Source organism: Angustibacter speluncae, assembly GCF_054777815.1.
Genome location: NZ_BAAHAF010000206.1, coordinates 16,760 through 29,478, shown reverse-complemented (window position 1 = coordinate 29,478; position 12,719 = coordinate 16,760). Strand labels below are relative to the sequence as shown.

10 protein-coding genes are annotated in these 12,719 nt (G+C 76.6%); 7 read left to right on the top strand and 3 right to left on the bottom strand.

Annotated features, from left to right (window positions below; genetic code table 11):
* The first annotated feature begins 103 nt into the window (after positions 1–103).
* Positions 104–565, top strand: a complete 462-nt coding sequence (locus tag ACYVKY_RS22025; RefSeq protein ID WP_460437148.1) for a helix-turn-helix domain-containing protein — start codon at positions 104–106, stop codon at positions 563–565.
* Between the two features lie 18 nt (positions 566–583).
* On the opposite strand, the gene ACYVKY_RS22020 is transcribed toward ACYVKY_RS22025, so the two are convergent.
* Positions 584–985, bottom strand: coding sequence for a VOC family protein (locus ACYVKY_RS22020; RefSeq protein WP_460437127.1), 402 nt, complete (start codon positions 983–985; stop codon positions 584–586).
* Positions 986–1,051: 66 nt separating this feature from the next.
* Here ACYVKY_RS22020 and ACYVKY_RS22015 point away from each other — a divergent pair, with 66 nt between their 5' ends.
* Entirely contained in the window at positions 1,052–1,828 is a 777-nt protein-coding gene (locus ACYVKY_RS22015; protein WP_460437126.1) for a TetR/AcrR family transcriptional regulator C-terminal domain-containing protein, read from the top strand.
* On the opposite strand, the gene ACYVKY_RS22010 is transcribed toward ACYVKY_RS22015, so the two are convergent.
* Positions 1,813–2,706: a DNA-formamidopyrimidine glycosylase family protein gene (locus ACYVKY_RS22010; RefSeq protein ID WP_460437125.1), complete on the bottom strand. Its 894-nt coding sequence runs from the start codon at positions 2,704–2,706 to the stop codon at positions 1,813–1,815. The genes ACYVKY_RS22015 and ACYVKY_RS22010 overlap by 16 nt on opposite strands.
* 66 nt (positions 2,707–2,772) lie before the next feature.
* On the opposite strand from ACYVKY_RS22010, the gene ACYVKY_RS22005 reads away from it, so the two are divergent.
* The 5 genes from ACYVKY_RS22005 to ACYVKY_RS21985 all read left to right on the top strand — a co-directional run bounded on the left by ACYVKY_RS22005 (position 2,773) and on the right by ACYVKY_RS21985 (position 7,663).
* The gene (locus ACYVKY_RS22005) at positions 2,773–3,735 is read left to right on the top strand and encodes a DUF1444 domain-containing protein (protein WP_460437124.1); all 963 of its coding nucleotides are present in this window, start codon (positions 2,773–2,775) and stop codon (positions 3,733–3,735) included.
* Positions 3,736–3,801: 66 nt separating this feature from the next.
* Entirely contained in the window at positions 3,802–4,443 is a 642-nt protein-coding gene (locus ACYVKY_RS22000) for a TetR/AcrR family transcriptional regulator (protein WP_460437123.1), read from the top strand.
* Positions 4,440–5,354, top strand: a complete 915-nt coding sequence (locus tag ACYVKY_RS21995) for an ABC transporter ATP-binding protein (protein ID WP_460437122.1) — start codon at positions 4,440–4,442, stop codon at positions 5,352–5,354. Before ACYVKY_RS22000 ends, ACYVKY_RS21995 begins: the two co-directional genes overlap by 4 nt.
* A complete protein-coding gene (locus ACYVKY_RS21990) occupies positions 5,351–7,000 on the top strand; it encodes an ABC transporter permease (protein WP_460437121.1) in 1,650 nt (549 codons plus the stop codon). Before ACYVKY_RS21995 ends, ACYVKY_RS21990 begins: the two co-directional genes overlap by 4 nt.
* Before the next feature lie 33 nt (positions 7,001–7,033).
* The gene (locus ACYVKY_RS21985) at positions 7,034–7,663 is read left to right on the top strand and encodes a uridine kinase family protein (protein WP_460437120.1); all 630 of its coding nucleotides are present in this window, start codon (positions 7,034–7,036) and stop codon (positions 7,661–7,663) included.
* A gap of 21 nt (positions 7,664–7,684) precedes the next feature.
* On the opposite strand, the gene ACYVKY_RS21980 is transcribed toward ACYVKY_RS21985, so the two are convergent.
* Positions 7,685–12,640: an ATP-dependent helicase gene (locus ACYVKY_RS21980; RefSeq protein ID WP_460437147.1), complete on the bottom strand. Its 4,956-nt coding sequence runs from the start codon at positions 12,638–12,640 to the stop codon at positions 7,685–7,687.
* Between the last annotated feature and the right edge of the window lie 79 nt (positions 12,641–12,719).

Here is a 12,719-nt window from a genome sequence, read left to right as displayed (position 1 = left end):
CGCGCGCCCGGGGGTTGGACAGGGCATGCAGGACGGCGCGAGCATCCGCGGCGCCCGGCGGACGGTGGTCCGTCCGGGGCGTCCCACCACGACCCCCGGGCGGCTGTCGGTGCCGCCCGGTACCGTGTCCGTACTCGGTCCGGCAGCCGGCCGGGGCCGCCCGGGCACCACGCCCGCAGCACCCCGCCCGGCCAGCACGCAGGAAGGAGGTCGCCCCGTGGTCGTGCTCCGACGCGAGATCGGCGACGTCCTGCGTGGCGCGCGCCAGCGGCAGGGCCGCACGCTGCGCCAGGTCTCCGGTCGTGCCCGCGTGTCGCTCGGCTACCTCTCCGAGGTCGAGCGGGGCCAGAAGGAGGCCTCGTCCGAGCTGCTCGCCTCGATCTGCGGCGCGCTCGACGTGCCGATGTCGGCCGTGCTCCGCGAGGTCACCGAGCGGGTGGCCGTCGCCGAGGGGCTCGTCGTCCCCGACACCGCCGAGGCGATCGCGACCTTCCCCGACGAGCTGCCGGACGACTTCGACGACTTCTCCGGCGACGCCGCGCCCGACCTGCTCGGCGTCGGCTGAGCGCTCGCCCGGCCGGCCCTACGGCAGCACGTCCTGAGGCGGCGCCTCCACCCACGTGACCAGCTGCAGCACCACGCCGTTCGGGTCGGTGACCTGCAGGTAGCGCTCCCCCCACGGCTCGGTCGTCGGGGGAGTGGTGAGCTCGACGCCCTCCGCCACCAGCCGCTCGGCCTGCGCGTCGAGGTCGTCGACGACGAACGCGATCAGCACGCCGTCGGCGTGGCCGGCCGCCGCGGCCGGCGTGAACGACCCGAGCCCGGTACGCAGGTAGACGAGCCGGAACCCCACGTCGTCACGTCGCAGCGCGACGAACCCGTCGGCCTCCATCTCGATCTCGAAGCCGAGGTGGGCGCGGACGAACGCGGCCGACGCGAGGGGGTCGGCGACGTTGAGCGAGAGCGCGGACGCCGTGACGTGCACAGGACCTCCCGGAAGACCGTACGGTGTACGGAGAGCAACGTACGCCGTACGATGTACGGTGTCAACGTGCCCGAGGTCGATCCCGCCCGCTCCGTACGCCTGCTGTGGGGCCACGCCGCGCCGACCGGCCGGCGCGGCCCGCGCCCGGGGCTCGACCTGGACAGCGTCGTCGACGCGGCCGTGGGGCTCGCCGACGCCGAGGGTCTCGACGCGGTCACCGTGCGCCGGCTCGCCGCCGACCTGGGTGTGGCGCCGATGACGCTGTACGGGTACGTGCCCGGGCGGGCCGACCTGCTCGACCTGATGGTCGACCGGGTCCAGCTCGCGATGCCGCGGCCGCCGTGGGGGAGGGCCGGCTGGCGGACGCGGGTGCGACGGGTCGCCGAGGCGAACCGCGACCTGCTGCGCACCCACCCGTGGGTGGCCCGGCTGCCGTCCACCCGTCCCGCCCTCGGCCCCGGCCTGATGGCCAAGTACGAGCACGAGCTCGGCGCGTTCGCCGGTGCGGGCCTCGACGACGCCGACACCGACGCCGCGCTCACCCTCGTGCTCGGCGTGGTGCGCGCGCTCGCCCTGGCGGAGCAGGACGCCGAGGCCACCCGGGCCGGCTCCGGCCTGGACGAGCGGCAGTGGTGGGCGGCCGCGGGGCCTGTGCTGGCCGAGGTGCTCGACCCCGCGGCGTACCCGTTGGCCACCCGCATCGGCACGGCCGTCGGGGCGGCGCAGGGGTCGGCCTACGACCCGGACCGGGCCTGGGCGTTCGCGCTCGAGCGGGTGCTGATCTCCCTCGACGACCTGGTGGCGACCGGCGCCCGGCCTCCAGGCGGTCAACGCCGCCGGTAGGCCTGGTACCCGCGCCGGCGTCGGTTCGGCGAACCGCGCGAGGCCCCGAGGGGCGACTGCGGTCGGCCGTCGTCGGTGGGCGTGGGCCCGTGCTGGCAGTGCGGGCAGTAGAACGCGGTGCGGTCCTGCGGGGGCGGCCCCAGGGGTGCGACCCGCACCGGGGTGCCGCACCGGCGGCACGGGCGACCGGAGCGCGCGTGCACGTAGACCTCCTGCCCTGGCCGCAGGTCGCCGGTCGTCGACTGCACGGCGCGGTCGACGTTGGCCGACATCATCCGCACCGCGAGGTCGACGACCTTGCGGGTGCCGTGGGAGACCTCGACCTCGCGCACCGGGGTCCACGGCGTGACGCCGAGGACGAACAGCGACTCGGCCATGAACATCGTGCCGACGCCCGCCACGACGCGCTGGTCGAGCAGCGCCTCGCCGACCGTGCGCTCCGGGTCGGCGGCCAGCCGGGCGGCGGCGACGTCGTGGTCGAGGCCGGGGTCGAGCAGGTCCGGCCCGAGGTGCCCGACGACGGTGTGCTCGGCCGAGGTGCGCAGCAGCTCGAGCAGCCCGAGCCGCAGCCCGACGGCCGTCCACCGGTCGGTGCCGAGCACGGCGCGCACGCCGGGGTTCGACGCGACGGGGCGGTCGGCGGGCTGGACGCGCCACGAGCCCTCCATCCGCAGGTGGCTGTGGAGCGTCAGACCCGGGTCGCCGTCGACGCGCAGCAGCAGGTGCTTGCCGGCGCTGACCACCTCGAGCACGGAGCGCCCCGCGAGGTCGGCGGTCGCGAGACTGGGCCAGCGCAGGTCGCAGCGCACCAGCACCTGCCCCGCCAGCGCGGCGTGCAGGCGCCGCGCCGTCCGCAGCACGACATCACCCTCCGGCACCCGGCCAGCGTGGCACGATGGGACGGTGCCCGCCGCGCGAGGAGCGGCGGTGCGGACGGGTCGGAGGTGGCGGTCGTGCGGTGGTTCCGCCGGCGCGGTGCCGCCGGGGACGACGGCGTACCGGGTCCGCCTACCGATCCCGACCCCGTCCTCCCCGTGCTCTCGCGCGACGACGCCGCGGCGCTGGTCGCGCTCGCGCGCCGCACCTTCGCCGAGCACGGCCGCGAGACCGTCCCGGACGGCGAGGGCGTGCTGGTCGGCGACGGCATCGTGCACGGGCTGGGCAACCTGGCGGCGGTCGTCGCCCAGCTGCCGCGACGGCAGTGGCCCGCGGCGGTCGAGCGGCACGTCACGACGATGATCGAGGCGCACGCCACGGCCGAGCCGACGACGCTGGAGGAGGCGCGGCCGCTGCTGCTGCCCAAGCTGCGCCCGCTCGCCTCGCTCGACGTCGGCCGCCCCTCCTACGCGCCGGAGCCGCTGCCGGGCGTCCTCGCCGTCGCGGCCCTGGACTACCCGACGCACGTGAGCGAGCTGCTGTCGGACGAGCGGGTCGACGCGCTCGGCGGCTGGGACGCCGTGCGCGACGTCGCGTTCGCCAACCTGCGCCGCCTGCCGGCGCCGCACCACGACACGATCGACGCCGACCCCTCGCGGTCGGACGCCGTCGTGCACCTGCTCGCCACGGACGACTTCTTCGGCGCCTCGCGGGTGCTGCTGCTCGACGAGGTGCTCGCGGGCATCGGGATCGAGCGGCCCCGGCACGGGGTGCTGCTCGCGGTGCCGAACCGGCACCTGCTCGCCGTGCACGTCCTCGGCGGCGTGGGGGTGGTGCCCGCGCTGCAGACGCTGGTGCGCCTCGCGGCGGGCGAGCACGACGCCCAGCCCGGCCCCGTCTCGCCGCAGGTCTTCTACCGCGCCGCGGACGGTCGCACCCAGCAGGTCACCCGGGTCACCGACGGGCAGGTCGGCGTGCACGTCGAGGGCCCGCTGGCCGACGCCTTCGCCGCCCTCGGCCTGGTCGAGTAGCTCCACCGGCTCCGTCGTCGCGGTCGGCCTTGCCACCCGACTGAACATGTGTTTAGCATCCTGACCATGGGTTCAGCCGAGGACCTCACCGCCCGGGCCCGGGTCCGCGATGCGGCCGTGCGGCTCTTCGGGCAGGACGGCTTCGGCGTGCCGCTGCGGGCGGTGGCCGCGCAGGCCGGCGTCAGCGCCGCGCTGATCGTGCACCACTTCGGCTCCAAGGACGGGTTGCGGCGGGTCTGCGACGAGCACGTCCTCGCGCTGGTGCGCGAGAGCAAGGCCGAGGCGATCTCGCCCGCCGGGCCGGGCGGGCTGCTCGCCGCGCTCGCGGCCGTCGACGACTACGCGCCCGCCGCGGCCTACGTGGCGCAGTCGCTGGCCTCGGGCGACGGGGCCGCCCGCGACTTCCTCGCGCACATGGTCGACGACGCCCGCGCGTACCTGGCCGAGGGCGTGGCGAACGGGACGGTGCGGCCCAGCCGCGACCCGGACCGCCGGGCCCGGTTCCTGGTGCTGTCGAGCACCGGCATGCTGCTGATGCACCTGCGCACCAGCGGCGACGACGTCGCGCAGACGCTGCGCGCGCTGGCCGCCGAGACCACGCTGCCCGCCCTCGAGCTCTACACCGAGGGCCTGCTGGCCGACTCCTCGTTCCTCGACGCGTACCTCGCGTCCGAGCAGGTCCCCACCGCCGCCGGAGGTGCCCCGTGAGCAGCGACGACGCCGTGCAGGTGCACGGCCTGACGAAGTCCTTCGGGCGGGTCCGCGCCCTCGACGGGCTCGACCTGAGCGTGCCGCGGGGCACCGTCACCGGCTTCCTGGGTCCGAACGGCGCGGGCAAGACCACCGCGATCCGGGTGCTGCTCGGGCTGCTGCGGCCCGACTCGGGCACCGTGCGCGTCCTCGGTGGCGACCCGTGGCACGACGCCGTGGCGCTGCACCGCCGGCTCGCGTACGTCCCGGGCGACGTCACGCTGTGGCCGAACCTGACCGGCGGCGAGGCGATCGACCTGCTCGGACGCCTGCGCGGGCGCACCGACCCCCGCCGTCGCGCCGAGCTGCTGGAGCGGTTCGGGCTCGACCCGACGAAGAAGGCGCGCACGTACTCCAAGGGCAACCGGCAGAAGGTCGCGCTGGTCGCGGCGCTCGCCGCCGACGTCGAGCTGCTCGTGCTCGACGAGCCGACGTCCGGCCTCGACCCGCTGATGGAGCACGTCTTCACCGAGGTGGTGGGGGAGGCGACGGCCGAGGGACGCTCGGTGCTGCTGTCGAGCCACATCCTCGCCGAGGTCGAGAAGCTCTGCGACACCGTCACGATCGTGCGCAGCGGCCGCACCGTCCAGTGCGGCACGCTCGACCAGCTGCGCCACCTGTCGCGCAACGCGGTGCGGGCGGTCGTGGCCCGCGACCCGTCCGCCCTCGGCGGGATGGACGGCGTGCACGACCTGACCAGCCGGGACGACCCGGCCGGTCACGCCGTGGCCTTCGACGTCGAGGCCGACCACCTCGACCCGGTGATGCGGGCGCTCGGCGACCTCGGGCTGCGCTCGCTGGTCACGACGCCGCCGTCGCTGGAGGAGCTGTTCCTGCGCGAGTACGGCGACGCCGCGGTGGGGTCGTGACCACCGCCGCCCCGCCGCGGTCGACCGCACGGACGTCCGCGGCGCCGGGCCACCCCCTCGTCGGGACCGGTGCGCTGGTGCGGCTCGCGCTGCGCCGCGACCGGGTGCGGCTGCCGGTGTGGGTGCTGTCGACCGGGCTGCTCACGGTGTACTCGGTGTTCGCGCTGCGGCTCGCGTACCCGGACGCTGCCTCGAGGCAGGGTCGAGCGGCGCTGATGGAGAACCCCGCGGCCGTGATGCTCGGCGGACCCGGCTTCGGGGTCGACGACTACACCGTCGGTGCGATGGTGGCGAACGAGCTCGGGCTCACCGTGATGGTGGTGGCCTCGATCATGTCGGTGCTGCTGGTGGTGCGGCACACCCGCGCCGACGAGGAGCAGGGCCGCGCCGAGCTCGTCCGCGCCGGCGTCGTCGGCCGCCACGCGCCGCTGGCCGCCGCCCTGGCGGTCACCGCGCTCGCCGACCTCGGGCTGGGCGTGGTGGTCGCGGGCGGGCTCGCCGCTGCCGACCTGGGCGCCGTCGACTCGGTCGCGTTCGCGCTCGGGGTCGCGCTGACCGGGTTGCTGCTCGGCCCGGTCGCGGCGGTCACGGCGCAGGTGGCCGCGCACGCACGGCCGGCCACCGGCTCCGCGCTCGCGGTGCTGGCCGCGGCGGCGGTCGTCCGTGGCGTGGGCGACGTGCTGCACCCCACCGGCAGCGCGTTGTCGTGGTGCTCGCCCATCGCCTGGGCCCAGCAGACCCGGGTGTACGTCGACCTGCGCTGGTGGCCGCTGCTGCTGACGGTGCTCGGCACCGTCGCGCTCGTCGCCCTCGCCTTCGGCCTGGTCGACCGGCGCGACGTCGGTGCCGGGCTGGTGGCCGCCCGGGGCGGGCGCGCCACGGCGTCACCCCGGCTCGCCGGCCCCGCCGGGCTGCTGGTGCGGCTGCAGCGCGGCTCGCTCGCCGGGTGGGCGGTCGGCGTCGCGCTCACCGGGGCGACGTTCGGCGCGCTCACCGACTCGGTGCTCGACGCCGTGCAGACCAACCCGGCGATGGAGGGGTTCCTGCAGGCCGGGGGCGGCAGCGACCTGCTCGACTCGTTCTTCGCGACGCTGATGGTCTACATCGCCCTGGGCGCAGCGGGTTTCGCGGTCGGGTCGGTGCTGCGGCTGCGGTCGCAGGAGCAGGAGGGCCGGGTCGAGCTGCTGCTCGCGGCCGCGGTGGCCCGGCCGCGGCTCGCGCTCGTCGCGCTGGGGGTCGCCCTCGGCGGGGCGGTGCTCGTGCTGGTCGCGGGCGGGGCGGCGATGGGCGTCACGGCCGCCGGCGTGCAGGACGACCCCGCAGTGGTGGGACGGCTGGTCCTGGCCGCGCTCGTGCACCTGCCGGCGGTGGCGCTGCTGGCCGCCGCCGCGCTCGCGCTCGTGGGGGCGGCACCGCGGTGGGCGGTGCTGGCCTGGGTGCCGGTGGGCTGGGCGGTGCTCGTCGGGCTGTTCGCCGGCCTGCTCGACCTGCCCGACGCCGCCCTGTGGTGGTCGCCGCTGCACTGGGTGCCGCGGTACCCCGCCGAGGCGGTCGACCCGGTGCCGTTGCTCGTGCTGTCGGCGCTCGCGGTGGCGCTCGCGGTGGTCGGCGTGGTCGGCTACCGGCGGCGCGACGTGCCCGCGTGAGGGCCGCGTGCCGGCGACGGAGAGGGGCGGACGATGGGTGACGACGCGGTGCGCTGGAGGGTGCGGCGGCTCGACGACCTGGCCCGGGAGGTGTCCGTCGTCCTGCAGGACGCGCACCGTGGGTCCGGGCCGGCGGTGCTCGCTGTCGACGGCCGCAGCGCGTCCGGCAAGTCGACCCTCGCGGCCCGGTTGACCGGGTTGCTCCCCGGCGCCGCGCTCGTCCACGGCGACGACCTCGCCTGGTACGACTCGGTCGTGGAGTGGGACCACCTGCTGCGCGACGGCGTGCTGGCGCCGCTGCGGGCGGGGCACGCGGTCGACTTCCGGCCGGCCGCCTGGCGCGAGCGCGGCCGGGAGGGCTCGATCCGGGTGCCCGCCGGCGCCGACCCGCTGGTGCTCGAGGGCGTCGGCACCGGGCGGCGCTCGCTCGCGTCCGACGTCACCGCCCTGGTGTGGGTCGAGACGCCCGAGCCCGTGCGGTGGGGGCGCGAGGAGGAGCGGGTGGCACGCGGCGAGGTCACCCGCGAGGTGCAGCTGTCGTGGACCGAGCAGGAGGACGCGCACCTGCGCGCGGAGGCGCCGTGGTCACGTGCCCGCTGGGTCGTCTCGGGCGACCCGCAGCTGCCGCTCGACCCCGAGCACGAGGTCTGCGTGCTGGGCTGAGGTCGTGGTGGGGGCGCGCGATCAGGTGCGCAGCCGCAGCCCGCGCGGGGTGGGGTGGAAGCCGGCCTCGGTCAGCGCCGCGACGAGGGGGTGCTCGCTGCCGAGCAGCGGGGCGCCGTCGACCGTCTGCACGGTGAGCCCCTGCACCTGCCCGCGCCGCACGACCGTGGCCAGCGCGTGCCCCGCCGCCGTCAGGGCGTCGGGGTCGTCGGTGAAGGTGAGGACGGTGCGCGCGCCCCGCTCCGCGTAGAGCACCGGCGCGCCCTGCAGCAGCACCACCAGCGCGCCCGAGCGGCGCGCCGGACGGTGCTGCCCCTCGACGTCGGGCCAGGCCAGGGCCGCGCCGTACGGGTTGGCGGGGTCGCAGGCCGCGAGCACGGCGGCGCGGTCGGTGGCGGGAGCCCGGTTCGGCAGCGTGCGCGCCCAGGCGGGCGACCCCTCGCCCGAGGTGGGGGTCGGAGGCGCTGCCCGCAGCCGGTCGACCGCGGCGGTGGTGGCGAACTGGCTGGCTCCCAGGCCCTCGACGAAGTACCCGCGGCGGACGCGTCCGGACTCCTCCATCGCCGCGAGCACCCGGTACGCCGCGGCGAACCCACCGGGACGCCCCTCGGCCACGACGGAGCCGCGCGTCACGACCCCGTAGCGCTCGAGCAGCAGCTCGGCCTCGAGCGCGGCGCGCTGGGTGGGAGCGGGGTCGGCGATCGGGAGCAGCGACCACCGGCCGGCGAGCGAGGCAGGAGCGCTGCGCGACAACGCTTCTCGCGCCGCTGCCCCCGCACCGGCAGCACCCCGCCCGGGACGCCCGTAGCGAGCGCGGACCGGCGCCTTGCGCGCCCGGTGCGCGGTGCGCCCGCCGCGCAGCCGGGCGCGCAGCGGCGCCAACGTGTCGTTGCTGATGCGGCCCTCCCAGACCAGCTGCCAGAGCGCGTCGGCCAGCGCCTGGTCGCCCGGGCGGTCGCCGGAGCGTGCGAGCGCGTCGGACAGGGCGCGGACGAAGAACCCGCCGCCCGACCCGAGCAGGTCGAGGACGCGTCCGCTGAGCGGCTGCTCGTCGTCGGCCGGCGGGGGAGCGTCGGGCGGGTCGGGCACCGGCAGCGTGAGGTGGGCGGTCTCGGGCAGGTGCAGCGACACCCAGCCGTCGTCGCCGCTCAGCTCGCCGTGGCCGCACCACAGCACCTCGCCCGAGCTGGTGAGCTCGTCGAGCATGCCCGACTGGTAGCCGTCGACCCGCGCGGGGAGCACCAGCGACTCGAGCGCGCTCGCGGGCACGACGACGCCGGCCAGCTGCTCGACGACCCGCAGCACGCCCTCGGGTCCCCGCAGCCGTCCGCCGACCTGCTGCCACGACGGCACGAACCGCGCGAGGTCGCTCTGCGGCACGGGCTCGACCTCGGCCCGCAGGGCGGCCAGCGAGCGCCGGCGCAGCACCCGCATGACCTCGGCGTCGCAGTACTGGTGCACGTCGAGCGGCTCGTCGGCTGCGGCGTCGACGGCGGCGAGCCCCGGCCTGGCCGCGTCGGGCAGCAGCTCGCCCACGACCAGGCGCCCGGACGAGGCGAGCCGGGTCAGCACCTGGTCGACCACGGCCACGCCGAGCCCGAGGCGCCGGGCCAGCGCCAGCGCCGTGAAGGGGACGTGCGTGCGCGCGTACCGCGCGACGAGCTGCCCGAGGGGGTCGTCGACGACCTCGGTGAAGGCGAGCGGCAGCCCGACCGGCAGCGGGGTGCCCAGCGCGTCGCGCAGCCGGCCGGCGTCCTCGGCCGCGGCCACCCGGTCGGTGCCGCCGATGGTGACCTCGATCGCCCGCCGCGCGGCGACCAGCGCGTCGACCCAGCCGCCGACCTCCTCGGCGGTGCCGGTGCTGCGCTCGGCGAGCTCGGCGCGGCTCTGCGGTCCGAGCACCCGGAGCAGGTCGGACAGCTCCTCCATCGACCGGGCCCGGCGGTCGAGCTCGGCCCGTTCGTCGTCGTCGGCCGCGCCCGGCACCGGCAGGCGCTGCAGCTCGCGGTGGGTGCGCAGCACCTGCTCGGGGTCGAGCAGGTCGGCGAGCCGGGTGCCCGAGGCGTCGCCACCGAGCAGCTCGGCCAGCAGGTCGGGGTCGAGGGCGAGCGCGGCGGCACGGCGCTCGGCCAGGGGGGCGTCGCCCTCGTAGAGGAACTGCGCGACGTAGCCGAACAGCAGCGACCGGGCGAACGGCGAGGGCTGGTCGGTGGTGACCTCGACGACCCGCACCTCGCCCGACTCGAGCCCGCGCAGCAGCCCCTCGAGACCGGGCACGTCGAAGACGTCCTGCAGGCACTCGCGCACGGTCTCGAGCACGATCGGGAAGGTCGGGTAGCGCGAGGCCACCTCGAGCAGCGACGCCGCCCGCTGGCGCTGCTGCCACAGCGGCTGGCGGCGGTCGGGGCGACGGCGGGGGAGCAGCAGCGCGCGGGCGGCGCACTCGCGGAACCGCGCGGAGAACAGCGCCGAGCCACCGAGACCGTCGGTGACCCGCTGCTGCACCGACGACGGCTCGACCAGCAGGGCGGAGAGCACCTCGGGACCGTCGGCGCCACGGGCCGGCTCGGCGTCGTGCAGCGGGGGCAGGTCGCCGAGGTCGCCCTCGCCACCCCACGGCCCGGCGTCGAGGTCGGGCATCCGCAGCACGATGCCGTCGTCGGCGGGCATCGCCTGCACGTCGAGGCCGTAGGCCTCGCGCATGGCGCTGCCGAGCGCCAGCGCCCAGGGCGCGTGCACCTGCGCCCCGAAGGGCGAGTGCACCACGACGCGCCAGTCGCCGAGCTCGTCGCGGAACCGCTCGACCACGATCGTGCGGTCGTCGGGCAGGTGCCCGGTGGCCGCGCGCTGCTCGCGCAGGTACCCGATCAGGTTGTCGGCCGCCCAGGGGTCGAGCCCGCCCGCCGACAGCCGCTCGCGGGCGGCGTCGTCGGACAGCGCGTCGACCTCGCGGACGAACTCGCCGACGGCGCGGCCCAGCTCGAGCGGGCGCCCCTGCTGGTCGCCGTGCCAGAACGGCAGCTTGCCGGGCTGGCCGGGTGCCGGCGTGACGAGCACCTGGTCGTGGGTGATGTCCTCGATCCGCCACGTCGAGGCGCCGAGGGTGAACACGTCGCCGACCCGCGACTCGTAGACCATCTCCTCGTCGAGCTCGCCCACTCGGCGGCCGCCCTGCCGCCCGCCGCCGCCCTCGCCGGTGGCGAGGAAGACCCCGTACAGGCCGCGGTCGGGGATGGTGCCGCCGCTGGTGACCGCGAGCCGCTGGGCGCCGGGCCTCCCCGTGAGGGTGCCGGCGATGCGGTCCCACACCAGCCGCGGTCGCAGCTCGGCGAACTCCTCGCTGGGGTAGCGGCCCGACAGCATGTCGAGCACCGACTCCAGCACCGGCCGGGTGAGCGTCGCGAACGGCGCCGCCCGGCGGGTGAGGTCGTACAGGTCGTCGACGGTCCAGTCGTCCATAGCCGTCATCGCGACGACCTGCTGGGCCAGCACGTCGAGCGGCGTGGTGGGCACCCGCAGCGCCTCGATCTGCCCGGTGCGCATGCGCTCGGTGACCACGGCCATCGTCACCAGGTCGGCGCGGAACTTCGGGAACATCACGCCGCGGCTGACCGCCCCCACCTGGTGCCCGGCACGGCCGACGCGCTGCAGCCCGCTCGACACGCTCGGCGGCGACTCGACCTGCACCACCAGGTCGACGCTGCCCATGTCGATGCCGAGCTCGAGCGAGGACGTGGCGACCACGCTGGGCAGCCGCCCCGACTTCAGGTCGTCCTCGATCAGGGCGCGCTGCTCCTTCGAGACCGACCCGTGGTGCGCCCGGGCGAGCACCGGCGGCGCGCCCCAGGAGGCGCCGGCCTGGGCCATCACCTCGGCGGGTGCGCGCCCGGTCGCGGGGGTGTCGTCGTCCGCCGCGTCGTCGTCGTGCTCGGCTCGCTCCTGCAACCGTGCCGCCCAGGCCTCGTTGAGCCTGGCCGTCAGCCGCTCGGCCAGGCGCCGCGAGTTGGTGAACACCAGCGACGACCGCGCGGGCTCGCCCTCGACCGGCGCCACCAGGTCGACGACCTTCTCCTCGACGTGCGGCCAGATCGACTGCGTGGCGGGCGCACCGGCCGCTGCCCCCGATAGGTCGGTGGAGCCGTCGTCGGTGGTGGCGGGCTGGCCCAGCTCGGTCATGTCCTCGACCGGGACGACGACCTTGAGGTCCCACTCCTTGGTCGACGGCGGCTGCACCACGGTGACCGGACGGCCGCCCCCGGTGCCGGTCTCGCGGTGACCGGTGAGGAATCGCGCGACCTCCTCGACCGGCCGCACGGTGGCCGACAGCCCGATCCGCTGGGCAGGCTGCTCGAGCAGCGCGTCGAGCCGCTCGAGGGTGAGCGCGAGGTGGGCGCCGCGCTTGGTGCCGGCGACGGCGTGCACCTCGTCGACGATCACCGTCTCGACCCCGGCGAGCTGCTCGCGGGCGCGGGAGGTGAGCAGCAGGAACAGCGACTCGGGCGTGGTGATGAGCACGTCCGGCGGCTTGGTCGTGAACTGCCGCCGCTCGGACGCCGGGGTGTCGCCCGAGCGCAGCGCGATGCTGAGCGGACGCACCTGCTCGCCGACGCGCGAACCCGCCTGCGCGATGCCGGCGAGCGGGGAGCGCAGGTTGCGCTCCACGTCGCTCGCCAGCGCCTTGAGCGGCGAGACGTAGAGCACCCGGCACCGCAGCCGGGGGTCCTCGGGGAGGTCGGTGGTGGACAACCGGTCGATCGCCCACAGGAACGCCGAGAGCGTCTTGCCCGAGCCGGTCGGCGCCACGACGAGGGTGTGGTGGCCCGAGGAGATCGCGTCCCACGCCCCGGCCTGCGCCGGGGTCGGCCCCTCGAACGCGGAGGTGAACCACTCGCGGGCGGGCGCGCTGAACCGGGCCAGCACGTCGGCCGACGCGCCGGGACCGGTGGTGGTGCCCGTCGGTGCGCTCACGGACGTGATCGTCGCACCCGGGTCCGACAACCGCGCCCCGGTCGGGCCGGGCGCGTTCCGGGCGGCACGCGGGCGTGGCACTCTGACC

What these genes read in the sequence shown, in the direction of transcription:
- ACYVKY_RS22000 (WP_460437123.1), top strand. Translation starts at nt 3,802, where the DNA reads ATGGGTTCAGCCGAGGACCTCACCGCCCGGGCCCGGGTCCGCGATGCG.
- ACYVKY_RS21985 (WP_460437120.1), top strand. Translation starts at nt 7,034, where the DNA reads ATGGGTGACGACGCGGTGCGCTGGAGGGTGCGGCGGCTCGACGACCTG.